This window comes from Pandoraea eparura (assembly GCF_902459725.1).
Lineage (GTDB): Bacteria > Pseudomonadota > Gammaproteobacteria > Burkholderiales > Burkholderiaceae > Pandoraea > Pandoraea eparura.
In genome coordinates, this window is record NZ_CABPSH010000014.1 from 41,059 (window position 1) to 66,059 (window position 25,001).

The 25,001-nt window shown below is 65.4% G+C and carries 18 protein-coding genes; 3 read left to right on the forward strand and 15 right to left on the reverse strand.

Annotated elements, in window-relative coordinates; genetic code table 11:
* Positions 1-158: 158 nt before the first annotated feature.
* A complete protein-coding gene (locus PEP31012_RS20810) occupies positions 159-1,373 on the forward strand; it encodes an MFS transporter (protein ID WP_150591202.1) in 1,215 nt (404 codons plus the stop codon).
* Between the two features lie 27 nt (positions 1,374-1,400).
* Here PEP31012_RS20810 and PEP31012_RS20815 read toward each other — a convergent pair whose 3' ends face one another.
* From PEP31012_RS20815 to metE, 12 genes are all read right to left on the reverse strand, one after another.
* Positions 1,401-2,696, reverse strand: coding sequence for a type II toxin-antitoxin system HipA family toxin (locus PEP31012_RS20815; protein WP_425494981.1), 1,296 nt, complete (start codon positions 2,694-2,696; stop codon positions 1,401-1,403).
* A gap of 26 nt (positions 2,697-2,722) precedes the next feature.
* Complete coding sequence (locus PEP31012_RS20820) at positions 2,723-3,022, reverse strand: helix-turn-helix transcriptional regulator (RefSeq protein ID WP_150591204.1); 300 nt, start codon at positions 3,020-3,022, stop codon at positions 2,723-2,725.
* A 110-nt stretch (positions 3,023-3,132) separates the two neighbouring features.
* Positions 3,133-3,549, reverse strand: coding sequence for an alternative ribosome rescue aminoacyl-tRNA hydrolase ArfB (gene arfB, locus PEP31012_RS20825; protein ID WP_150591205.1), 417 nt, complete (start codon positions 3,547-3,549; stop codon positions 3,133-3,135).
* A gap of 117 nt (positions 3,550-3,666) precedes the next feature.
* On the reverse strand, positions 3,667-5,121 hold the full coding sequence (locus tag PEP31012_RS20830) for a heavy metal sensor histidine kinase (protein WP_150591206.1): 1,455 nt from the start codon (positions 5,119-5,121) through the stop codon (positions 3,667-3,669).
* 32 nt (positions 5,122-5,153) lie between these two features.
* Positions 5,154-5,828, reverse strand: coding sequence for a heavy metal response regulator transcription factor (locus PEP31012_RS20835; RefSeq protein ID WP_150591207.1), 675 nt, complete (start codon positions 5,826-5,828; stop codon positions 5,154-5,156).
* A 9-nt stretch (positions 5,829-5,837) separates the two neighbouring features.
* Positions 5,838-7,271: an efflux transporter outer membrane subunit gene (locus tag PEP31012_RS20840; RefSeq protein WP_246171415.1), complete on the reverse strand. Its 1,434-nt coding sequence runs from the start codon at positions 7,269-7,271 to the stop codon at positions 5,838-5,840.
* A gap of 29 nt (positions 7,272-7,300) precedes the next feature.
* On the reverse strand, positions 7,301-8,554 hold the full coding sequence (locus PEP31012_RS20845; RefSeq protein WP_150591208.1) for an efflux RND transporter periplasmic adaptor subunit: 1,254 nt from the start codon (positions 8,552-8,554) through the stop codon (positions 7,301-7,303).
* A gap of 12 nt (positions 8,555-8,566) precedes the next feature.
* Positions 8,567-11,740 carry an efflux RND transporter permease subunit gene (locus tag PEP31012_RS20850; protein WP_150591209.1) on the reverse strand — a complete coding sequence of 1,058 codons (3,174 nt, stop codon included), beginning with the start codon at positions 11,738-11,740 and terminating at the stop codon, positions 8,567-8,569.
* A 324-nt stretch (positions 11,741-12,064) separates the two neighbouring features.
* Complete coding sequence (locus PEP31012_RS20855; protein ID WP_150591210.1) at positions 12,065-13,792, reverse strand: glycosyltransferase family 39 protein; 1,728 nt, start codon at positions 13,790-13,792, stop codon at positions 12,065-12,067.
* Between the two features lie 91 nt (positions 13,793-13,883).
* Complete coding sequence (locus PEP31012_RS20860; RefSeq protein WP_150591211.1) at positions 13,884-15,266, reverse strand: sensor histidine kinase; 1,383 nt, start codon at positions 15,264-15,266, stop codon at positions 13,884-13,886.
* Positions 15,263-15,922, reverse strand: a complete 660-nt coding sequence (locus PEP31012_RS20865; protein ID WP_150591212.1) for a response regulator transcription factor — start codon at positions 15,920-15,922, stop codon at positions 15,263-15,265. Before PEP31012_RS20865 ends, PEP31012_RS20860 begins: the two co-directional genes overlap by 4 nt.
* Positions 15,923-16,430: 508 nt before the next feature.
* Positions 16,431-18,719 (reverse strand): 5-methyltetrahydropteroyltriglutamate--homocysteine S-methyltransferase, encoded by a 2,289-nt coding sequence (gene metE / locus PEP31012_RS20870; RefSeq protein ID WP_150591213.1) that lies wholly within the window; start codon positions 18,717-18,719, stop codon positions 16,431-16,433.
* A 373-nt stretch (positions 18,720-19,092) separates the two neighbouring features.
* On the opposite strand from metE, the gene PEP31012_RS20875 reads away from it, so the two are divergent.
* Positions 19,093-19,686 (forward strand): putative pterin-binding protein, encoded by a 594-nt coding sequence (locus tag PEP31012_RS20875; protein ID WP_150591214.1) that lies wholly within the window; start codon positions 19,093-19,095, stop codon positions 19,684-19,686.
* Between the two features lie 52 nt (positions 19,687-19,738).
* Here the strand turns inward: PEP31012_RS20875 and PEP31012_RS20880 are convergent, their stop codons facing one another.
* The 3 genes from PEP31012_RS20880 to PEP31012_RS20890 all read right to left on the reverse strand — a co-directional run bounded on the left by PEP31012_RS20880 (position 19,739) and on the right by PEP31012_RS20890 (position 22,669).
* Entirely contained in the window at positions 19,739-20,746 is a 1,008-nt protein-coding gene (locus PEP31012_RS20880; protein ID WP_150591215.1) for a sterol desaturase family protein, read from the reverse strand.
* Between the two features lie 12 nt (positions 20,747-20,758).
* Positions 20,759-21,781 carry a YVTN family beta-propeller repeat protein gene (locus tag PEP31012_RS20885; protein ID WP_150591216.1) on the reverse strand — a complete coding sequence of 341 codons (1,023 nt, stop codon included), beginning with the start codon at positions 21,779-21,781 and terminating at the stop codon, positions 20,759-20,761.
* A 318-nt stretch (positions 21,782-22,099) separates the two neighbouring features.
* Positions 22,100-22,669, reverse strand: coding sequence for a PadR family transcriptional regulator (locus tag PEP31012_RS20890; protein ID WP_150591217.1), 570 nt, complete (start codon positions 22,667-22,669; stop codon positions 22,100-22,102).
* A 188-nt stretch (positions 22,670-22,857) separates the two neighbouring features.
* On the opposite strand from PEP31012_RS20890, the gene PEP31012_RS20895 reads away from it, so the two are divergent.
* Positions 22,858-24,879, forward strand: a complete 2,022-nt coding sequence (locus tag PEP31012_RS20895) for an NADPH-dependent 2,4-dienoyl-CoA reductase (protein ID WP_150591218.1) — start codon at positions 22,858-22,860, stop codon at positions 24,877-24,879.
* Positions 24,880-25,001: the final 122 nt, after the last annotated feature.

Below are 25,001 nucleotides of genomic sequence, written 5' to 3' on the forward strand. Positions count from 1 at the left end.
GTTCTGCAGAATTTATCGCGTTGGCGTAGAATCGGCTGCCTCGAACGGCGTGCCGAGATGCGCATTTGACCTCGGCATTCAGCCGCGCCCGAGACGATTTCCCTTGTCGTTGCCGACTACCTCGCCGGTCCCGGACTGGCGGTCATGACCGAATCCCAATGAGTGCCCCTCAAATCCTGCCCGCTCAGGCGGCCGAAGCGTTGCCTCCGTCGTCCATTCCCGTCTGGCTCTCGTTCGTGGCGCTTGCCATGGGCGGCTTCGGCATTGGAACCGGCGAATTCGTCATCATGGGGCTGCTGCCCGACGTCGCGCAGGGACTGAACATCACCATTCCGCAAGCCGGCCATGCCATCAGCACTTACGCGCTCGGGGTCGTGATCGGCGCACCGCTGCTGGCCGTGCTGGGGGTGCGTCTGCCGCGCCGGGCCTTCCTGATCGCCCTCATGGCGATGTTCGCTGTCGGCAACTTGGCCAGCGCTTTCGCGCCCAGTTACCTCTCGCTGATCGTGTTGCGCTTTCTGAGCGGTCTGCCGCACGGCACCTACTTCGGTGTCGCCGCACTGGTGGGCGCCTCGCTGGTGCCGCCGCATCGCCGCGTGCACGCGGTGGGGCAGATCATGCTCGGCCTGACGCTCGCCACGCTCTTCGGGGTGCCGCTGGCCGCAGGACTTGGACAGTGGCTCGGCTGGCGCGCCGCGTTTGTGCTCGTCGGCCTCATTGGCGCGTTGACGGCCGTGATGGTCTGGCGCTGGGTACCCAACGCACCGGCACCGCATGGCGCGAGTCCGATGCGAGAGTTGAGCGCGCTGCGCAACGCCCAGGTATGGCTCACGCTGGGCATCGGGGCGATCGGCTTCGGCGGCATGTTCGCGGTGTTCAGCTACATCAAGCCGACGCTCATGCAAGTCGCGGGCGTGCCCGAAGCGTGGGTGCCGTTCTATCTTGCGCTGTTCGGCGTTGGCATGGTCGCAGGGACGGTCGTCGGGCCGCGTCTGGTCGCGGCCGCGTCGCTCATGCGCGCCATCGGCGGCACGCTGATCTGGTCCGCGCTGTTGCTCGGGGCCTTCACGTTCACGTCGTCGAGTCCTTGGCTGGCGGGTGTCAACGTGCTCGCCATCGGTACGATCATCATCATCGGCCCGGCGTTGCAGATTCGTCTGATGGATGTGGCGGGCGAAGCCCAGACGCTCGCAGCGGCGCTCAACCATTCGGCGTTCAATATGGCCAACGCCGCCGGCGCGTGGCTCGGCGGTGTCGCGATTTCCGCGGGTTATGGCTGGACGTCGACCGGCTGGGTCGGTGTCTTGCTGTCCTGCGCCGGCATGCTGATGTTCCTCTGGGCGCGCCACGATGCCCGTCGAAAGACACGATAAGCCGGCGAATGGCCGCGGCGGCGCTGCTCAGGCCGTCAGGGCCACGCCGCCGTTCAGACGTTCGAGCACCGTGGCGCGCACGGCGCCTGGGGCGTCTGCGAGCAATGCCGGCCAATGGGCCTGAGCGTCGCGGACGGTCTCGCGCGCAATGGCGGTCAAACGGCTCACGCGCAGTAGCCCGGCCCTCTTGAGCAACGCGTCGAGCGCCGGCCAGTCGAACGCGCGCAGGGTCTTGTCGATGGCTCGGTTCACGCCGTAATGCGAGGCCGGCACGTCGTGGAAGAAGGCGGCGACGCACACCGGGTCGTACACCGGCGCTAACTGGGGCGTGTGGGCGTCAGGATAGATCACGGCCCAGTTTTTCAGGTGGGCATCGGTATTGCCGAGCAGAATGAAGGCGACCAGACGACGCAGGAACTCGCGCACGTCGTGCACCGGCTGAGCGGACAACTGATCCAGCACGCGCAGCATCGTCGTGTAGTCGATATCGAGCCCGCGCCCGTACTTGCTGCGCGGCGGATATTGGAGCACCTGCGCAAATTCCTCCATATGCACGCGGCGCCCGTCGGGCAGCCGGTCGAAGCGCGGCACGGCAAGGATGTGCTCGAACGGCACCTGCTCGGGCAAGTCGGCGTCGTGTCGCGAGATGATCTCCGCTTTCGCGCAATCCAGACCAAGGGCTTCGCACAACCGGTAGCCCGTGAATTCATTCTCCACGAGATCCGGGTGACGCGTCGTCGGCAACTTCAGAATGACCGAACCGGCGCGCCCCTGACGCTTGACGACATAGCGTCGCCCGTCACGAACGGCGGAGAACTTCGTCACCACGCCGGGCAACGAGGCGGCATCTTCCACGGGGGTATCGACGAAACCGGGTTCCACCATTTCGAGGCCCAGCGCTGTGTGCCAGCGGTGCACGACGTCGGGCACGCCTTCGCGCAAGGGCACGGGCTCGACCTCGAGCGCGCCCATCAGGTCGTGACCGGCGGCGGCGAGCAGTTCGAATTCGTCGTCCGGGCTGCAGCGGCGCTCGGCGGCGAGCCGTTCGCGGTTGTGGCCTTCGGGCAGCAGATTCTCGAAGTACATCGGCCAGCGACCGTCGGTGCGCACGAGCCGTGCATCGTGGGGCGACGCGAGAATCGCGCGCGTGGCGGTTTCGCTGGCGCCGCGATAGGCGAGAGAGAGCGCCGGCCGCTGGGCGTCGGCGATGTAGTCCTCATCGAACGACATGCGCAGGATGTCACCGTATTGCGACAGATAGCCGATGGCGCGACGCGTCCCGTCGGGCAGGTGCAGATAGGCGCGCAGGTACTTGATGTTCATGGGCAGGGGCGTGATCCCGTGGCAGGTTAGCCGGCGAGCGTCTCGACGATGGAGGGCGGGGCGGCGATGCCGCTGGGCTGCGCGAGGTATTTGCCGCCGGAGCGAAGGAAGGCCTCGACCTCCTGGCGCAACCCCGCCGGTACCAGCATCGGTTCCATGCCTAGGGCGCGCGCCATCTCGAGGACAGTCGACACGCGCGGGTCGAACGCGCCGGACTCCACCTTTTGCACGGTCATGCGCGACAGTCCCGCCTGATCGGCCAGTTCCGCCTGCGTCAGGCCGGCCGCTTTGCGTGCTGCGATCAGGGGGGCAATGAAGCTCATCATGATGGGCTTTTCCAGAGAAAAGATGCTTTAGCTTAGCATTTTCTCGTGAAATTCGCCATCAAAGATAACAATGGCGATCTTTTATTTGAAAAAGATCAAGATAATTATCATCAATCCTCTCGACTTGCATGGATCTTGCCGCGCGTGGCCTTGACGCGGGCACGAACCTGTTTGGCGTCTCGCCGGCGGACTTGGCTGGCGAGCGTGGGCCGGGTCGGGACACGACGACGCGGCGCCACGGCGGCCGCATCGACCAGCGCCTGCAGTCGCGCGAGGGCATCGGCCCGGTTGAGCTCCTGCGAGCGATGCTGCTGTGCCTTGATGACGATCACGCCGTCCTGGGTGATGCGTTGGTCGAGCCGGGAGAGCAAACGTGACTTCACCTCGTCAGGCAACGACGAGCGCATCACGTCGAAGCGCAGATGGATGGCACTGGAGACTTTATTGACGTTTTGACCGCCAGCGCCCTGGGCGCGCATGGCAGTGAGTTCGACGTCTTCGGGAGCGATGAGAATGCGACGGTTCATGCGGCAAGGATACCGTTCTCACGGTCTCGCTCACAAGCGCGCAGAACGACGGCGCCGGACCTTGTCGCGGTAGCGGGGGAGCTGGGAGCGAGCGCGGCATCGCGCCAGACGGGCGGGTTAAGCGGTGCCTTGACCGATGTTTTGAAGGTTGCCTTCATGGCTGCGGCTTGACGCTCCTGGCGCCGCCCGAGTGCCGGAGGCCGGGTCGGTGCGCACGGAAAAACCGAATGTATTGAGACCGTCCGCGCTGTGCGCCCAGACCGTGCCGCCGTGCATTTCGGCAATCGCCTTGACGATCGCCAGCCCCAGCCCATGATTCTCGCGACTGTTGGTGCGCGACGCTTCCGCCCGGTAGAAGCGGTCGAACAGGTGCCGCAGCACATCGGGGGCGATCGGCGCGCCGGGATTCACGACGTCGATGCACACCGAGTGGGCGTCGTCGTCCATGACGCGCAGGTGGACATCGATATCTGCCCCCGGGGCGCAATGCTCGATGGCATTCATCACCAGGTTGGCCAACGCCCGCCCGAACAGCGCCTTGTTCACCTGGGCGACGGCGCTGCCATGCAGGCGGGCGGTGACCTGCGCCTCTTCGAGCAGAATCTCCAGAAACTCCAGGGTGTGCGCCGCCTCGCTCGCGAGCGACACCGCCGTGAGCCCCATCGCCCGCTCACCCTGGTCAGCGCGCGAGAGGAACAGCATGTCGTTGATGATGGTGCGCATGCGCCCCAGTTCTTCCAGATTCGATTGCAGCAGCGCCCGCAAATCCTCGACCGGCCGTTCTCGCGTGAGCGCCACTTCCGTTTGCCCGATCAGAATTGTCACCGGCGTGCGCAGTTCATGCGCGACGTCGGCGTTGAACGACTCCAGGCGTTCGTACGCGCTATCGAGTCGCGCCAGGGCGCCATTGAACGAATGCGCCAGCGCGTCGAGTTCGACGGGCAAGGAGCGCGTATCGAGACGCTGCGAACGATTGTCCGGACGGATCTCGGACGCTTCGCGCGTCAGTCGTGTGAGCGGCGCGAGGCCCAACCGCGTCGCGGAATAGCTGAGCAGCAGCACCCCCAGGCTGCCGAGCGCGGAGAGCACCGCAAGCCCCAGGCCGAAAGCGCGCAGCGTGCGCTCGTTGCGCGAATAGCTGGCGGCCACCTGCAGGGTGACGGCTGGACGTGTCCCGTACGGCGGCAGGATCTCGCGCGTGGTTAGCAGGTCGTCGCCGTCGCCATCGGGGCGCAGCCGAACGTAGCCGTTGGCCAGCCGTTTGACGAACATGCCGCTCACGGGCTTGCCGAACGTGTAGTTCGGGTCGTCGCTCGTCACGGCATAGGTCGTGGTGCCGTCTCGGGGCGTCATGTCGCTGAGCTTTTCGCGCGCGATCTGCCACTTCTGGGGCGTGGCGCCGTGATAGACGATGATGTGGGCGATCTGGGCGCGATCGTCGAGCGATTCGCGCAGATGACGCTCCAATTGGATGCGCAGCATCAGGAAGAGGCCGGCCCCCACCATGGCGAACACCGACAGCGCCACGATGGCGAACATGGCGGCCAGACGCCGGGAGATCGAATGCTTCACGACGGTAATGACATGGCATTGACGCGTGGCGCTCAGGCCTCGCGGGCCTCCAGCACGTAGCCCATGCCGCGCACCGTGTGCAGCAGCTTGGACTGGAAAGGCCCGTCGAGCTTGGCGCGCAATCGCTTGATTGCCGTTTCGACCACGTTCGTGTGGCTGTCGAAATTGACGTCCCAGACGAGTTCGGTGATGGCCGTCTTAGACAGGATGTCGCCTTGCCGGCGCGCCAGCACCGAGAGCAACTGGAATTCCTTGGCCGTGAGATCGAGCCGTTGGCCGTCGCGCGTGGCGCGGCGACCGATCAGGTCGACGTAGAGGTCGCCGACCGAGATCAGCGTCGATTCCTGCATTCGCGTGCGGCGGGCGAGCGCGTGCAGGCGCTCCACCAGTTCGATGAACGAGAAGGGCTTGGTCAGATAGTCGTCCGCGCCTTCGCGCAGGCCGCGCACGCGGTCGTTCACATGATCGCGGGCCGTGAGCATGATGACCGGCGTGGACTTGCGCTCGCGCAACGAGCCGAGCACCGCAAAGCCGTCGCGCTTGGGCAGCATGACATCGAGCACGATCACGTCGTAGTCGAACTCGAGCGCCAGATGCGTGCCTTCCTCGCCATCGAGCGCGACATCGACCACCCAGCCTTGCTCGGTCAGCCCGGCGCGCAGGTAATCCACGACCTTGTGTTCGTCTTCAACGATCAGTACTTTCATCTCGCCACCTCATCTTTGCGCATTATACGAGCCGGGACTCGCTGCCGATGATTGCCAGCCGCCACCCAGTGCCTTGATCAGCGCCACCGACAAAACCCATTGCTGCGCACGAATCTGTACGTCCTGACGCTCGCTCGCGAGCCGCCCCTGCTGCGCCGTGATCACACTCAGATACGCCGTGAGCCCGCCCGAGTAGCGGTCGTTGGCAAGACTCAGCAACCGCTGCGCGTCCACGACAGCCGCATGCGATTCGCGCGCGGCGGCGTCGAGCACCGACAGTCCGGCCACGCCGTCCTGCACCTGCTGGAATGCAGTGAGCACCGTCTGCCGGTAATTCGCCTCGACGGCGCGGTATTCCGCACTCGCGAAGTCGACATTCGCCTGGCGCCGTCCGCCGTCGAAGACCGCCTGCGTGGCGAGCGTGCCCAGCGTCCAGAGCAGGCTTGGCGCCGAGAGCAGATTGGCGAATTCCGTGCTTTGCCAGCCGATGCCGGGATTGAGCGTGAGGCTGGGGAAGAACGCCGCCTTCGCCACGCCGATCTGGGCGTTCGCTGCCGCCATGGCGCGCTCGGCCGATGCCACGTCTGGACGACGTTGCAGAATGTCGCTCGGCACCCCGATCGGGATCGACGGCAGCGTGGCGGGCAGCGAACCGGCCGGCACCGAAAAGACCGGGGCGGGCACGCCGACGAGCGCGGCAATGGCATGCTCGTACTGGTCGCGCTGCTGATGCAACAGACGCGCCTGTACCCGCGTGGTGTCGAGTTCCGATTGTTGCTGGAGGACATCCAGCCCCGACACCGCGCCAAGATCGTGCTGCGCGCTCACGTAGTCGAGCGCCTTGCGTTGCAGCGAGACGGATTCGTCGAGCACCTTGATTTCGTCCTCGGTGGCGCGTAGCTGAACGTAGGCGGTGGCAAGCTGTGTCGTGAGCACCAGACGCGCATTGGCCAGATCGTCGCCCGCCTGCTCGGCGGAGGCGCGCGCCCCTTCGACCTGCCGGCGCAGGCGGCCAAACAGATCGGTGTCGTAGCTCACGCCCAGACCTACCTGCACATTGTTCTGTACGGTCGACATGCTGGTCGACGCATAGCTCGTGACCGGCCGGTTGGCCGAGACACGCTGGCGCGCCAATCCGACGGACGCATCGACTTCCGGCAGTCGTTGTGCCGAGGCGCCGGACAATGTCGCCTGGGCCTGATCGTAATGGGCCACGGCGGCGGCGAGCGTCTGGTTTTGCGCGAGCGCCTGGATTTCGAGCGCGTCCAGCACCGGGTCGCGGAAGGCCTTCCACCAATTGGGCTGCAGCGGTGCGTGCGACGGCCGCGCGAGCTGCCAGCCGGTGTCCGTCTTCCAGTTGGGTGGCACCGCGACGTCGGGCCTTCGGTAATCCGGGCCGGCCGCGCACGCGCCGAGCAGCGTGACGACAGCGGCCAGCGCCATGCCGGAGCGCACGCCGCGCACTTGGGCGTTCACGAGTGGCCTCCTTGCGCCTTGCCGTCGGCTTTGGGCGCGGGGGCGGTCTTGACGGCCAGCGCCTTGGCTTGCACGTGATCGCCGTCATCGATGGAGTCGCTCGGGTTGACGATGACACGGTCGGTCGGCGAGACGCCGTCCGCCAATTCCAGCGACTGTCCCAGATCGCGCGCGATCGCGATCTTGTGCAGATGCACGACACCCTGGTCGTCCACCACCGCCACACGCGGGCCCTCCGCACGGAACAGCAGGGCGTTGGCCGGTACGCTCAGATGCGCTTGCACAGCGCTCGGCAGCGCGAGTTGCACATACGCGCCGGGGCGTAGCTTGCCCTCGGGGTTCGGCAGTGCAGCGTCGACTTGCAGCGAGCGGGTCGCCACGTCGATGGCGCCGGAGACGTGCGTAATCTTGCCTTGAAAGTGCATGCCGGGTAGTTCCGCTTGCGTCACGACCACGGGCTGACCGACGCGCACGCTCTGCGCGTATGCTTGCGGCACCTGAACGGTGACGCGCAGCGGATCCGTCTGCGCCAGCGAGAACAGGGCGCGGCTGTTGCCGCTGCCCGCCGCGATAAGATCGCCGACGTCAACGTTGCGCTGGGTAATCACGCCGTCGAAGGGCGCGACGATGCGCTTGAACGACTCGAGTTGCTCAAGCCGTTTGACGTTGGCCTCGGCCGCCGCCAGGTTGGCGATGCCCTGCGTGTACGTGCTCTGGCGCTCGTCGAGTTCCTGCTGCGAGACGGCGTCGCGCTGGCGCAGTTGCTGCCAACGCGCGAGCGACGATTTCGCCAGTCCCAGGCTGGCATTGATCTGGTTGCGCTGGGCGATGGCCTGGGCAAGTTCCTGATCGATTTCAGGCGTGTCGAGTTCGGCCAGCAATTGGCCTTGCCTGACGCGCGTGCCAATGTCCACGTAGCGACGCCGTAGATAGCCGGTGGCTCGGGCATAGATCGGGGACTCGAGCGCGCCACGCAGCGTGGCGGGCAGCAGTGTTTCGCTGGCCGGCGTCGCTTGTGGCGTGACGACGCTGACATACTGGATGGCATTCTCGGCCGTGGCCTTGGCGACGTCGCGGCGTTGCAGGGCATTGGAGATCGTCGTGCGCGCCGCGCCGGCCGCGAGCAGCACGGCCACGACGATCAACACGCGCTTGGCGCGCCGGAATTCACCGCGGCGCGGCGGCAACTGCCGGCCGTCGGCGGGATCGTGATCGGGAATGGCCAGTTCGGCGTGATGTTTCTCGGTCATGGGGACAACCCGTCAGGATTTGGTATCTGGTTCGGCGCGGCGTGCCTTGCGTCGCGCGAGTCGCGTGTGGACGCCGGCGAAGACCAGCGGCACGAAGAAGAGCGTCGAGACGGTGGCGAACAGCAGGCCGCCGATCACCGCGCGGCCCAGCGGCGCGTTCTGCTCGGCGCCTTCGCCGAGTCCGAGCGCCATCGGCACCATGCCGATCATCATGGCAAGCGCCGTCATCAGCACCGGACGGATCCGGCTCGCCCCGGCTTCGAGCGCCGCCTTGAGGGGCGCCATGCCCGCTTCCATGCGCTGGCGTGCGAAGGCCACCACGAGAATACTGTTGGCCGTGGCCACGCCCATCGTCATGATGGCGCCCGTGAGCGCGGGCACGGAGAGTGGCGTGCCGCTCAGGAACAGCATCCAGACGATGCCGGCCAGCGCGGCGGGCAGGGCGCTCACGATGATGAGCGGGTCGATCCAGGATTGGAAATTCACCACGATCAGCAGATAGACGAGCACGATGGCCATCGCCACGCCCAGGCCCAGCCCGAGGTACGAGCTTTGCATCGTGCTGACCTGGCCGCGCACGGTGATCTGGCTGCCGCGCGGCAGATCCTTGCGCGCCTGTGCGACAAGCCGGTCGATATCGCGCGCGACGCTCCCCAGGTCCCGGCCTTCCACGCTCACGAAGATGTCGATCACCGGCCGGATGTTGTAGTGGCTGACCACGGCGAAGCGCTGCGTTGGCTCGACCTTCACGAAGTTGGCGAGCAGTTGCGGCTGGCCGTTGTTGGTCGTACCCGCCACCGGCAGACGCAGCAAGTCGTCGAGGGAGCTGATACGGTACTGCGGCGATTGCACCGACAGGCTGTATTCCACGCCGTTCTGCGGATTGAACCAGAAGCCCGGCGACGTCTGCGAGCTGCCCGAGAGCGAGATCAGCACGTTCTGGGCGACGGCATTGGCGTTCAGGTTCAGTTGCTGCAATCGCGTGCGGTCCATGTCCAGGTGGATCGTCGGCGCGTTGACCCGTTGCTGGATATGCGTGTCAACGGTGCCTGGCACCTGTCGCACCTGCTTGAGGAGCTTCGTTGCCGCCTCGAAATTCGCCAGTTGCTGACTGCCGCTGATCTGAATGTCGATGGCTGCCGGCAGCCCGAAATTAAGAATCTGCGTGACGATGTCTGCGGGTTGAAAGAAGAACTCAACACCGGGGAAGCGCTGCGGCAGCACCGCGCGAAGCTTGTCGATATAGCCCGAGCTCGGGTGATGGTCGGGCGTGAGCGCGATCTGAATTTCGCCGTCGAGCGTGCCGATGGTGCCCGCGTTGCTGTACGACAGATTGATACCGCTGTACGGCAGGCCGAGGTTGTCGAGAATCGTTTCGAGTTCGCTGGCAGGCACGATCTCGCGCACGACCTTCTCGACCTCGTCGGCCAGACGCGCCGTTTCCTCGATGCGGGTGCCGGTGGGCGCGCGCATGTGCAACCGGATATTGCCGGCGTCCACGCTTGGGAAGAAGTCCGCGCCCAGCGCGAACACCAGCCCCATCGACAGCACGCAGAACGCCAGGAACCCTGTGGCGAATACGCGCCGGCGCACCAGCAGCGTGGAGAGCACGGCAATGTAGGCGGCGCGCATGCGCTCGAAGGCGGCGTCGAAGCGCAGATAGACGCGCCGAAACGCACCGGGCACCGCGTTCGGATCGGCCACGCGGGCGTGCCCCATGAGCAGCATGGCAAGCGTGGGTACCAGGGTGCGCGACAGCAGGTACGAGGCGAGCATCGCAAACACGACGGCCTCGGCAAGCGGCACGAACAAATAGCGCGCCACCCCCGTCAGGAAGAACATCGGTACGAACACGATACAGATGCACAGCGTCGAGACGAGTGCGGGCACGGCAATTTCGCCCGCTCCGTCGAGAATCGCCTCGTGCAGCGGCGTGCCCATGTGCAGATGGCGCTCGATGTTCTCGATGGTCACCGTCGCGTCGTCGACCAGGATACCTACGGCCAGCGCCAACCCGCCCAGCGTCATGATGTTGATCGTCTGGCCGAGCGCATGCAGCGCGAGCAGCGACGAGAGAATCGAGAGCGGGATCGAGATGGCGATGATGCAAGTGCTGCGCCAGTTGCCGAGGAACAGCAGGATCATGGCGGCGGTGAGCGCGGCGGCGATCAGCGCTTCGCGAATCACCCCTTGCACGGCCGCTTTCACGAACACCGACTGATCGAACAGCGCCGAGATGTGCAAATCCGGCGGCAGCGCGGCACGCGCTTCGGGCAGCAGGGCCTTGAGCGAGTCGACCACCGACAGTGTGGAGGCATCGCCCGTCTTCATGACCGACATCAGTACACCGCGCTGGCCGTTCTGGCGCACGATGTTCGTCTGCGGCGAGAAGCCCGTGCGTACGTGCGCGACTTCGCGCAGATAGGTCGTGGCACCGTCCACCGTGCGCACCGGAATGTTGTTCAGGCCCTCGACGGTGGTTGGCGACCCGTTCATGTCCACGCTGTACTCGCGCGGGCCGATCTTCGTTGTGCCGGTCGGCAGGATCAGGTTCTGGGCGTTGACGGCGGCCACTACGTCCTGCGCCGTCAATCCCTTGGCGAGCAAGGCTCGCGTGTCGATGTCCACCGAGATCAGCCGGGTCTTGCCCCCGTACGGATAAGGCACGGCGGCCCCCGGAATCGTGACCAGTTGTGGCCGCAGGAAATTAAGCGCCGTGTCGTTGAGCGCGGGCTCCGACAGGCTGGGGCTCGACAGGCCGAGCTGCATCACCGGAATCGACGAGGCCGAGTAGCTGATGATAAGGGGCGGTGTGGCCCCCGGCGGCATTTGCTTGACCTGCGCCTGCTCGATCGCCACGACCTGGGCGATGGCCGTCTGAAGGTTTGCCGTCGGCTGGAGGAAGATCTTGATGATGCCGATGCCGGGCAGCGACTGCGACTCGATGTGCTCGATATTGTTGACGGTGGTCGTCAACCCGCGCTCGTTGCCGGAGATGATCCGGTTGGCGACGTCCTGTGCCGCCAGACCGTTATAGGTCCAGATGACACTGATGACGGGGATGTTGATTTCCGGCAGCACGTCGACCGGTGTGCGCATGAGCGCGAGCGGCGTGGCGAGCAGGATCAGGATGGCCATCACGATGAACGTGTAGGGCCGCTTGAGCGCAACGTTGACAATCCACATGGTTCAGACGCGCTCGGGCGCAGTCGCAGGCGTACGGGACAAGGGCCGTCCGGCGCGCGTGCGCCATGGCGCGGCACCGGTCCAGGAAGGAATGCCGCCATGGTAGGGGCTCGCCCCCAACGCCAAAATGGCGCGAAGATGGCGAAATTGTCATAAATCTCGGCGCTGGCCGGAAAGCCTTGTCCTGCAAGGCAAGGCGCGGAGTCATGGCCACGGGCGTGGCATATTACGGGGTGTTGCGGTCGCGACGAGATACGTCGGAAAAAGACAAATGGCAGGGGGCAACTTGTTGCCCCCTGCCATGGTTGGTCGATGCCGCCGCACTTACTGGGCGGCGGGTGGTGTCTCGGGCGGCGTGTCGGTCGTCGGCTTCTCGATGATGACGCGACGGCTGTCCCGCGCGATGACCTTCATCGGCAGGCCGAGCGTCTCGAGTACCGTGAACTTCTGCGGATCGACCAGTGCGAGCGCCTTGGGCGCCGCCATCCAGACGTCGGCAAACTTGTCGAGCGTCGGGATCCAGCTATCCGGCGCTTGCGAAATGCCGAATTCGAGTTCGTCCTGCACCGCCACCATGATCATCGTGTGGCGCAGGTAGAACGGCATCGTGTGGTCGAGCGTGCCGACCGAGTAGAACGGTGTATCCGGTCCCAGGCGATTCAACTCTGCGCGGACGGCCGGCACCAGATCGATCCCGGAACTGCTGCGCCCGAAGGCTTCGTGTCCGGAACCGCCGATCATTGCAAACGCCAGCCACGCGCCCGCAAAGGCAATGAGCGCCTGCTTCGTACTGCGCGCGCTCAGCCAGCGGGCGATCCCCAGGCCGATCAACCCGGCAAAGCTTGCGGCGTAAAGGTAGTACGAGAACGTGCGATAGGCTTCGACCGGGTTGCGACTGTCCGAGTGATGCGAGAGAAAGACCAGGCACGTCACGATCGTTGCCGCGAACAGCACGGCGGACACGATGAGGTGCTTGCGCAGCGATTCGCGCGAGATGCCCGCGAGCCCCAGCCCGATGAGCAGTGCCAGGGCCGGCGCGACCGGCAGCACGTACGACAGCAGTTTCGAGTGTGACACCGAGAAGAAGCAGAAGATGAACACGGCCCAGACCGTGAGCATCAGCACCGGACGAAACCCATTGGCCTGACGCGGCGCGGCGCGCGACGCCGAGACGACGCGCGGAATCATCGACAGCCACGGCAGGAAGCCGACGATCAGCACCGGCACGAAGTACCACAGCGCGCCGGGACGATGGTGATCCGGCTTCAGGAAGCGGTTGAAGTGCTCGTTGATGAAGAAGAATTCGAAGAACGACGGGTTGCGCGCCATGACCGCGGCGAACCACGGCACGGTGACGGCGAGCATCACGATCAGGCCGCTCACAAGGTGCAGGCGCTTCCACAGGGCCCAGTCGCGCGAAATCAACGTGTAGATGATGAGGACGGCGCCCGGCAACACCACGCCGATCAGCCCCTTGCTCAGGATCGACAGCCCCATCGCCGCCCAGCACAGCCACATCCAGTTGCGGACCTGTGTGTCGGTGAGCCCCGGGCGTTGCGCCAGCAGCAGCGAACACAACGCCAGGCCCATCATGAACGACACGCCCATATCGAGCACGTTGAAGTGGCCGAGCAGGCTCCACAGCGGTGCGCTCGCCAGCGCCAGCGCGGCGAAGAAACCCGCGCGCGCGCCGAACACACGACGGCCCGTATAGCCGATGAGCAGCACGCCGCCGAAACCGGTCAAGGCCGACCACAGACGAGCCTGCCAGTCGCCGAGGCCGAAGATCATGAACGTCAGCGCGTTCATCCAGGTCTGCAGCGGCGGCTTCTCGAAGTACAGATAGCCGTTGTAGCGCGGGGTGACCCAGTCGCCGGTGGCCAGCATTTCGCGCGCCATCTCGGCGTAGCGGCCTTCGTCGCTCGGCACCAGGTGGCGCAGGTTCAGTACGCCGAACCAGACCAGCGCGAACACGGCCACCAGCCAGAGCAGGGCGGCAGGAGAGATCGGCCAGGGTTCCAACCCGGCGTCACGTTGAGGGCGTATGGACATGAATGGCAGGTTTCCGGTCTTGATGAATAGGGTGAATGTCGTAAATGTGGCGAATGAGGTGGTGAATGAGGTGGCGAATGACGATCAGCGATCAGTGGACGGGGCTACCGGCCGCATCGTGCCCACGTCGGGCCGTATCAGGGTTAGGCAGCGTCACGCGCACATGCAGGCCGCGCGGTGGCGTCGGACTCGCGTCATGCAGCGTTACCCGGCCGCCAAGGCGTTCGACGATTGCGCGCACGATGGCGAGTCCCAGGCCCGTGCCTTCGCCGCCGTGATCGCGGGCTTCACGCTGGTCGCTCGCGCGGTAGAACGCGTCGAACACTCGCTCGCGCTTGTCTGCGTCGATCCCCGGGCCCGAGTCGATCACGTCGATGACCACGTCGGTCGCCGTGGCCGACAGGCGCACACCGACGGCACCACCCACCGGCGTATAGCGCACGGCATTGCCGACGAGATTGCTCAGTAGCGTGACAATATCGCGTTTCGCCCCCATGACGCACAGGATGGGGCGGCCGGGGGCAGCCTGAGACGTATCCACCAGATCGAGCACGATCTGCTTGCGGTCCGCCAGCACGAACACGTCTTCGAGCGCTTCGTGTACGGCGGGCAGCAGCGTGAGCGGCGTGGCGGCAACCGTCGGGGCGCTCTGGGCCCGCGCGAGGGTCAGCAATTGTTCGAGCAGCGCGCGTGTACGGCGCAGCCCGCTCTTGAGCTTGGTCAGGCGGTGGCGCGTCTCGGTATCGAGCGGCACCGGATCGAGCGCCCTGTCGAGGTTCTCGGACTGGATCACCAGGGCGGTCACCGGCGAGCGCAATTCGTGCGCGGCGTCGGCCACGAATCGACGCTGTTCGTCGAGTGCCTTGGCCAGCCGGGCCAGCAACCGATTGATCGACACAATGAACGGCTCGATCTCGGTGGGTGCGCCTTGCGCGTCGAGTCCGCGCAAATCGGTATCGCGCCGGGTGTCGACATCGTCGGCCAGCCGCTGCACCGGCCGCCACGCGCGGCGCACCGTCAGGACGATGGCGCCAATGAGCAGCGGTACGAACCCGACAAACGGCAGCGCGGTTCGCACGCCGCTGTTGCGGGCAATCTCGTTGCGTCCTTCCGTCGGCTGGGCGACGACGATACGCAGGTCCGGCGCAATGGTTCGTACGAAAGCACGCCACGTGTGCTCGCCGGTACTGACCGTGTGAAACCCGTCGGCCAGTGTGACCGGGAAGGTGCCGCCGAGACGCTGCACCGTGAGGCGGTAGTCGTGATCCTCGACCGGCAGGCCATGCATGGCGCTGTCGGCCCCGGCCAGATTGCGGGTGTCGACGAGTGCGGCGAGTTGCAGCAGTTGATCGTCCTGAAAGCGGTAGGCCTCGCGAAAGGCCGACGCGTAGGACACGAAGCCCGCGACGATGGCCAGTCCCAGCGCACAGGCCGAGAGCGTGACCACCAGGCGCGACTGCAGGGAACGCATCATGGCTTGGGCACCAGCCAGCCGGCGCCGCGGATATTACGAATGACGTCCGCGCCGAGTTTCTTGCGAATCGAATGGATCAGGAAGTCGATCATGTTGCTCTCGATCTCTTCGCCCCAGCCGTACAGACGGTGCTCCAGCGTGTCGCGCGAGAGGATCGTGCCCGGGCGCAACAACAGTGCGTGCAGCAGAGCGTATTCGCGTGCCGAGAGGACGCAGTGGTTCTCGCCGAAACTGGCTTGATGGGTGGCGGGATCGAGGACCAGCGCGCCGTTGGTCAGCACCGGCGCGGCAACGCCTGCCTGCCGGCGAATCACGGCGCGCATGCGCGCCAGCAACTCGCCCACTTCGAACGGCTTCACGACGAAGTCGTCGGCGCCGAGGTCGAGCCCCTGGATGATGTCGTCGGCGCCGTCGCGGGCCGTGACCACGATGATCGGCGTGCGTCCGCCGGCCGCGCGGTGCGCCCGCAGCACTTCCCAGCCGTCGCGCCCGGGCAGGCCGAGGTCGAGCAGCATGAGATCGTAGGCGTGTGCGGCCAGCGCCGCGAGCGCGGCGTCGCCGTCGCGACACCAGTCGGCCGCATACGAGGCGTCCTTGAGCGCCTGCATCATGGCCTCACCGATCATGGTGTCGTCTTCTACGAGCAATATCCGCATGGTTTTCCGAACGCTTCCCGACGTCGCCCCAAGGACGAACGCCCGATGTCCCGCAAGTCGCGCAGGACGGCACGGGCGCACGATAGCGCGCGAGAATTAGGAGAAACTTAGTCCGCGACGAGGTACGCCCGCGCGACTATGCCATGCAAACCGTTAGCCAATCAATGACTTAGCAAGGTTTTTTCACGTAACGTCGTCACGGCGAGGCTGCCGCGACTTCGCTTTGAGGCTTCGCTGACGCCGATTCTCGTCATTTCACGGCGGCTCGCGAGGTACGGATGGCGACGGAACGACGGAAAAGCAGCAGGCCGGCTAGCGCCGGCCCAACCGTCTGAACTACCTGCCCGGTGGCGGATCCTCGGACATCCGGGCATCCGAACGCCCGAACGCCCGAACATCCGAGTGCCCGAACATCCGAGTGCCCGAGTGCCCGAGTGTTTGCGCATCCCGGCATCCCGGCATTCCCGCATTCGGGCGTTCGGGCGTTCGGGCACTGCGGCGGCGGGGGTTACTGCGCGCGCAGCGTCTTCGCCGCGGCCACCATGTTTTGCAGTGCCGGGATCACTTCGGCCCACTGGCGCGTCTTCAGACCGCAGTCCGGGTTGACCCACAGACGTGAGGCCGGAATGCGCTCGGCCGCCTTGCGCATGAGCGACACGATGTGGGCTTGAGTCGGGATGTTCGGCGAATGAATATCGTAGACGCCCGGGCCGATCTCGTTCGGGTACTGGAACGAATCGAAGGCGTCCAGCAGTTCCATGTCCGAGCGCGACGTTTCGATGGTGATGACGTCGGCGTCCATGTCGGCGATGGCCGCGATGATGTCGTTGAACTCCGAATAGCACATGTGCGTGTGGATCTGCGTGTCGTCTTGCACGCCGTTCGCGGTAATGCGGAACGACTCGACAGCCCAGTCCAGATAGGTTTGCCACTGGGCGCGGCGCAGCGGCAGACCTTCGCGAAGGGCCGCTTCGTCGATCTGGATCACGCGCACGCCCGCTCGCTCCAGATCCAGCACTTCCTCACGAATCGCCAGCGCCAGTTGGTAGCACGACACCGAGCGGGGCTGATCGTCGCGCACGAACGACCAGTTCAGGATCGTGACCGGGCCGGTCAGCATGCCCTTCATCGGCTTGTGGGTCAGCGATTGCGCGTAGCGGATCCACTCGACGGTCATGGCCTTCGGGCGGCGGATATCCCCGAACATGATGGGCGGCTTCACGCAACGCGACCCGTACGACTGCACCCAGCCGAACTGGCTGAAGGCGTAGCCGTCGAGCTGCTCGCCGAAGTACTCGACCATGTCGTTGCGCTCGGCTTCACCGTGCACGAGCACATCCAGGCCCAGGGCCTCCTGCTCGCGCACGCTGCGCGCGATCTCGGCCTGCATCGCAGCGACATAGTCGGCCTGATCCAGTTCGCCGGCCTTGAACTGGCTGCGGGCGGTACGGATTTCCGGGGTTTGCGGGAACGAGCCGATCGTCGTGGTCGGGTAACGCGGCAGGTTCAGCGCGGCGGCTTGCTTCTCGGCGCGCACGGCGTATGGGTGTTGGCGGCGGCCCAACGAGGCTTCGATCTTCGCCACGGCGTCCTTGACGGCCGGGTTGTGCACGCGCGGCGAGGCGCGACGGCTCGCGATGGCGGCGGCATTGGCGGCCAAGTCAGCGCGCACGGCGTCGCGACCCTCGTTGATGGCGCGCGCCAAGACCGTCACTTCGGCGAGTTTTTGCCGGGCGAAGGCCAGCCATGACCGGATTTCGGCATCGAGTTTCTGCTCGCTGTCCAGATCGACCGGCACGTGCAGCAGCGAGCACGACGGCGCGACCCACAGGCGATCGCCCAGCGTCCGGGCGACCGGCTCCAGCCAGTCGAGCACGGCGGCCAGGTCGGTCTTCCAGATGTTGCGGCCGTTGACCACGCCGAGCGACACGACGGCGTCGGCGGGCAGGGCGTCGATGACCCTGGCGACTTCGTTGCGGGCGTTCACGGCATCGAGATGCAGGCCATCGACGGGCAATCCGCAGGCCAGCGGCAGGTTCTCCTGCAGTTCGCCGAAATACGTGGCGAGCAGGCGCTTGACCGGCAAGGCAGCGAGCGCGGCGTACGCCGTCTGGAAGGCCTGTTGCCATTCGGCGCTCAGTTCGGTGACCAGGATCGGCTCGTCGATTTGCACCCACGCCACGCCCTGCTCGGCGAGCGTCTCGAGCAGCTTCACGTAGACCGGCAGCAGGCGCGGGAGCAGGGCCAGCTTGTCGCTGTCGTCCTTGGTCTTGCCGAGCCACAGGTACGTGACCGGGCCGAGGATGACAGGCTTGGCTTTCACCCCGGCCGCGCGGGCCTGCGTGAGTTGTTCGACCAGACGCGATGCGTCGAGCGCAAAGGTCGTGGCGGTGGAAAATTCCGGGACGATGTAGTGGTAGTTCGTGTCGAACCACTTGGTCATCTCTGCGGCGGCGACGCCGCCGCAGCAGGCCGCGTGCGCTTCAGCGCCGTGGGCGGATCGTCCTCGGGCGACGCGGAAGTAGTTGTCGAGCGCATCGCCATGGAAGCCTTGCACACGCTCGGGCAGGTTGCCCAGCGTGAAGCTCATGTCGAGGACTTGATCGTAAAAGGAGAAATCCCCGACCGGTGCCAGATCCAGGCCGGCTTGATCCCGCCAGTGACGCAGGCGCAGCGATGCGCCGAGCGCGGTCAGGTCGTCGCGCGACGATTGCCCCTTCCAATACGCTTCCAGACCGAACTTCAGTTCACGCTTCGCGCCGATGCGCGGAAATCCCAGGTTGTGTGTCGTTGCCATGTTCTCTTATGACGCTTGCCGCCAGATGAAGGAAATCGTGACGACGATCATAGAGATCCCGCTTCATGAATGAAAATGGTCTTATTTTGGATTGGCGTTAATTATTTTCATGATTGAGGTTCGACGGGTACAGAGCGCTAGCGTGAGACGTCTTGCAACCTTTGGGGAAGGGCGAGCGCCGTCGAATTCAGTGCATGGTCGTGCAGCACGCCAAAGGTTGGGGCTGCCAGGGAAAAACGCACGCCTGAGTTGGGGAGCGGCAAGGCGCTGGCCGATGGCGAATCAAGCGGATTCGGTGTTACGCTCGTGCGACATCGCGGGAGGTGCCTACGGCATCTCTCGCCCCCGTCAGCCTCTTGTCTTTGCCAACGTCATGAAGAAACGTGAATTCCTCGCCGGTGCCGCGGCCCTCGGCGCGTCGCTGCCGGGGTTCGCCAAGGCGCCCGCTACGTCGGGGTCTCCCGCGACCACGCCGCTCGTCACGATCAGTGGCGCTATCGGGCGTCACAATCGCGGCGCTGTCGATCCCGCGCTGGATCAACTCTTTCACAAGCAACTGGTGAAATTCGATGCCGCGTATGCGCTCGACTTCGGCATGCTGACGCGCCTGCCCGCGCAGACGATACGTCCGACATTGGAATACGATGCTCGAGCGCACACGTTGAGAGGCCCACGCCTGAGCGATGTTCTCGTGCAGGCCGGCGTCCCCGCCAATCCACAGACGCAGGTGCTGTTGCGCGCCATCGACGGGTACATCGTCGCGACCACGCTGGCGCAATTGCGCGAGTACCGATTCCTGCTCGCCACTCACCTGGACGACAAGCCGCTCGCGCTCGGTGGCCTGGGGCCGCTGTGGGCCGTCTACGATCCGGCGGCGATCCCCATGCTGGCTGGAAAACCGCTCAGGGAGCAGTTCGCGCTTTGCCCGTGGGGCATCTATCACATCCAGATCAACGCCGTCTCCTGAGCCGGCCGCGCGTTGACACGGGGGCTCAGGACGTAACAGCGGATGGGGTGGGTCAGGACGCGTCGGCGCCGAGGGCGGGGCGACGCAGGGCAAGCCGCCTGGCGATGCGTCCGAAGGCGCGCAGTTGTTGCGCGATCACGCCCATCCCATACCGGCGCGAGCGGCCTTCGGGGGCGGGAAGTTGATCGCGGATGCCGGTCGGCTCCACGGCGCGCACCCAGGATGCGGTGCCCAACACCATGTCCCACCAGGGAAACAGCACGCCGAAGTTGCAGCCGTAGCGGGTGCCTTCGTGTCCATAGCCGATGGCGTGGTGCCGACGGTGAAACGTCGGGCTCACGATCAGGCGTTCGAGCACCGGGCCGAACGGTAGGCGCGCATTCACGTGCTGCACGCTCTGCAGGAAATTGCCCACCGCCACGAGCACGACGTACTGCGCGGGTTGCACCCCGATGAACAGGGCGATCGATGCAAAGAACGCGGCTTGCAGCATGTCGTCGAGGAAATGGTTGCGGTCATCGCACCACATCGACATCTGCCGCTGGCTATGATGTACCGCGTGCAGCTCCCACCAGACCCCGAAGCGATGCTGCCAGCGGTGATACCAGTAACCCGCGAAGTCGAGCACGACCAGGTAGAGCAGGAACGACACGAGCGGTTGATCCGTCACACCCGGGTAAAGCCCATCCAATTCAATGCTCGGCAGCCCGCGAATCACCATCTCGCTTTGCAACGCGTTAAACACCGGTTGCAGCACAAGAAAGAAGAACAGGTTGAGAATCCCGAGTTTGGCGATCCAGGTGTAGATCACGTCGGCGCGCACCTGACGGCGGTCCTGCCACCGCTCGACGGGACGCAGCGCCTCGAGCGGGCGCAGCAGCGCATACGTCACACCAATCTGGAAGACCCCGACGAGCACCCAGTACAGCGCGTCGTAGATGTCGTCGTCGTAGCCCATCAGGTTGAAGTGGAACAGCAGCGGCTGCACTACGTCAACATAGACGAGCGTCTGCACGGCAGAGATGCCGCTGTCTACGAAGTTGATGGCTTCCTGAATCATCGGGTGGCCTCGTCAATCCGGATTCGGCGAAAGTACGGGAGCGCGATCCGCAAAGAAAATACCATGCGGCGACCGGTTGACGGCGATGCGATCGATGAGCTTGCGTGTTGTCAAATCAATCACGCCAACGTGGCGCGCAAATCGGAATGTCACCCAAAGATAACGCTTGTCGGCCGACAATTCCATATCGTCCGGACCCGGCATCAGACCGGTGATGTCGGCCACCTTGGTCAGCGACTCGTAATCGAGAATACTGATTGTGCTCTCGACACGGTTGCTCACGGCGATGTGACGGCCATCGGCGAGCGAGCGGAAGTTGTGGGCTCCGCGCCCCGTGGGGATGCGCTTGACCACCTTCTGTGTTCGCCAGTCGACCACGGCCACGTCGTCCTCGCCCGTCATCCCGACGAGCAGGTACTTGTCGCCCGGCGTCATCCACAGCCCGGCAGGCGTCTTGCCCAGCGCCATGCGCCACTTCACCGTCTGCGTCGGGAGGTCGATGGCGGCCAGCTCGCCCGTGTCCTGTATGGTCACGAACACCGTCTTGCTATCGGACGTGAACGTCATGTGGCTGGGTGTCTTCGCCAGCGGAATGCGCTTGGCGATCGAGAAATTCTCGCCGTCGTAGTGGTAGACGTCGAGACGGTCCAGACGCAGTGCCGTCGTGACGAACCATTTGCGGTCGGGCGAGAACCCTAGCTGATACGGGTCTTCGATGTCGGCAATCTGGCGTTGTAGTTTGCCGGTGTTCGGATCGAGGAACATCAGGCTGTTCGAGACCGAATTCGCCACGATCAAGGAACGCTTGTCGGGGGTGATCATCAGGTGATGCGGCTCTTTGCCCGTCGGCATGGTGCCAACGACCTTGTGCGACGCCTGATCGATGAGGGAGAGCTGAGCGGCGCCGGAATCGAGCACGATGACGGTGCCGGCATGGGCGGGCGAGAGCGGGAGCGCTGCGGCGACCAGGACTGAGAGCGTCGCCAGGGGGCGGGCACGGCCGGTCAGCCGGGAAAACTTGAGAGAAAACACCATGAGAGCCTGGGGTGGGGCGTAGGACGGTAACGCAGGGCCGGTAAGCCAAGCGTCGATTCCTTCGTTAAACGCACCACGTGCCCCGCCCGTTGACAGAAAAATGGGACGGTACGCGACGAAACGCAGCAAAACGAGACGACGCGTAGCGACGCTGGACGACGCGGGGTGACAGGCGGCAGCACGGGGCGGCACGGGGCGGAATGAGGCGGCATGAGGCTGCACGACGCGGCATGAGGCGAAATGAGGTGCGATGCTGCGGGATGCCTCGATCCGCCGGCTCATCCCCTGCCTAATCCGATTGGGGTACGCCGCCGCTTATCAGGCCGAAGACACGTCGGAAGCCGCCACGCCATCCCATGTTTCCAGCAAGGCCAGCGCCTCGCGCGCCCAGTCCAGCCAGCCTTGCTCGTACCGCACGCCGAGTAACAGGATGTGCCGTTGCAATGCGGCGGCGCGCGTCAGCGTCTCGTCTGCGGGAAAGTCGCGTGCTTCGATGGCCCGGTAGGCAGCGAGTTTTTGGGCGTGGAGTGCTACACGCCGGCGCAATTCCGGCTGCAGGCCGAGCGGTCCGATGGCGGCATCGGCACGCAGACGGACCATCAAATCGTCGCGCAGATCGGCGGGGGCGGTTGGGGTGGCCGCCCAGTGGAGCAATTCGTCGCGCCCGGCGTCGAGCACGCGGTAGACGCGCTTGCGCGTGCGTCCGCCATCCGGCGCAGCCATGGAGTCGATCCAGCCTGACGCCTCCATACGTGCCAGTTCGCGGTAGATTTGTTGATGGCTGGCATGCCAGAAAAAGCCGATCGACTTGTCGAAACGGCGGGCAAGGTCGTACCCGGAGGAGGATTTCTCCATCAACGAGGTCATCAGGGCGTGGGCAAGCGGCATGTCCAGCAGTGTAGGGACTCTATTTCTACTATGCAACTGGTTGCATAGTGTGGGATGGTCCCTTAAAATCGCCCTCGAACTATGCAACCGGTTGCATAAACTGAAGACGCGCGCACGACGCGTCCTGTGCTTGCCGGGTAGTCCCTGCCAAAACCCACGGCCCGTGCCGAATGACAAGTGAGACAACGATGAGCGGCTATCCCCACCTGATGCAGCCCCTGGATCTGGGCTTTACGACGTTGCGCAACCGTGTGCTGATGGGCTCGATGCATGTCGGGCTCGAAGAGGCGCGCAATGGTTTTGCGCGCATGGCCGAGTTCTACGCGGAACGGGCGCGCGGCGGCGTGGCGTTGATGGTGACGGGCGGCATCGCGCCGAACGACGCCGGTCGGCCCTATGCGGGCGGCGCGAAGCTCAGCACCGCGGACGAGGCGGAGAAACACCGCGTGGTGACGCAGGCCGTGCACGCCGCCGGGGGCAAGATCGCCCTGCAGATTCTCCATTTCGGGCGCTACGCCTACCATCCCGACCTGGTCGCGCCGAGCGCCTTGCAGGCGCCCATCACGCCCGCCAAGCCGCGCGAACTGACGAGCGACGACGTCGAGGCGACCATCGACGACTTCGTCAACTGCGCCGCGCTCGCGCAGCAGGCGGGATACGACGGGGTAGAAATCATGGGCTCCGAGGGTTACCTGATCAACGAGTTCATCGCCGCGCGCACCAATCATCGCACCGACGCCTGGGGCGGCAGCTATGAGAACCGGATCCGATTCCCGGTCGAGATCGTGCGGCGCGTGCGCCAGCGCGTGGGGCGCGAGTTCATCATCATCTACCGCCTGTCGATGCTCGATCTGGTTGAAGGAGGGTCCACCTTCGAGGAAGTGGCGCAACTGGCCCGCGCGGTCGAGGCGGCCGGGGCGACGCTGATCAACACGGGGATCGGCTGGCACGAAGCTCGCATCCCAACGATCGCCACCAGCGTGCCGCGCGCCGCATTCGCGTGGGTAACCGGCAAGCTCAAGGGGCACGTCGGCATTCCGCTCATCACGACCAACCGCATCAACGTGCCGGAGGTGGCCGAGCGCATTCTCGCCGACGGCGAAGCCGACATGGTGTCGATGGCGCGACCACTGCTGGCCGATCCCGAGTTCGTCAACAAGGCGGCCGCCGACCGCGCCGAGACGATCAACACGTGCATCGGCTGCAATCAGGCGTGCCTCGATCACACGTTCAGCGGCAAGATCACCTCCTGCCTGGTCAATCCGCGCGCCTGCCACGAGACGGAACTGCGCATCGAGGCGGCCGGACGCCCGCGTCGCGTGGCCGTCGTCGGCGCTGGCCCGGCGGGTCTCGCGGCGGCCACGGTGGCGGCCCGGCGGGGACACGACGTCACGCTCATCGAGGCCGATGCCGAGATCGGCGGGCAGTTCAACATGGCCAAGCGGATTCCCGGCAAGGAAGAGTTCTTCGAGACGCTGCGCTACTTCCGCCACGAACTGGATACCGCGGGCGTCAAGGTGCAACTCAACACGCGTGCGACGGTAACTTCGCTGGTCGACGGCCGGTATGACGACATCGTGCTGGCGACCGGCGTGGTGCCGCGCACCCCGGCGATCGAGGGCGTGGATCACCCCAAGGTGCTCAGCTATATCGACGTGCTGCGTGGTGGCGCATCGGTCGGCAGGACCGTCGCAGTGATTGGCGCGGGGGGCATCGGCTTCGATGTGGCCGAGTTCCTCACGCAAGCGGGTGAGAGCGCCACGCTGGCGCCAGCGAAGTTTTACGCCGAATGGGGCATCGACCGCGACTACGCGCACGCCGGTGGCCTGCGCCCACCGGAGCCGCAGAGGTCACCTCGCAAGGTCTACCTGATGCAGCGCAAGGCATCGAAGGTGGGCGATGGCCTGGGCAAGACCACCGGCTGGATTCACCGGACCTCGCTCAAGCATCGCGGCGTCGAGATGATCCCCGGGGTGACCTATCGCCGGATCGACGACGACGGCTTGCATGTCACCATCGACGACACGCCACACGTGCTCCCCGTCGATAACGTAGTGTTGTGTACCGGACAGGAGCCTTTGCGCGAACTGGCGGATGGTCTCCGGGCGGCGGGGGCGCGCGTGCATGTCATCGGCGGCGCCGATGTGGCGGCCGAACTCGACGCCAAGCGCGCGATCCTGCAGGGCACCGAGGTGGCCATCGACCTGTGACGGCCGCGCATGGGCCTGGACGCCCCGGCGCGTTGTGCGACAATGGCGCCGCGTCGATGTCCGCCGCTTTTTTTGCGACCTGATTTCGCCGCCAGCCGACATCGTCGTGATGCCGGCGCGTG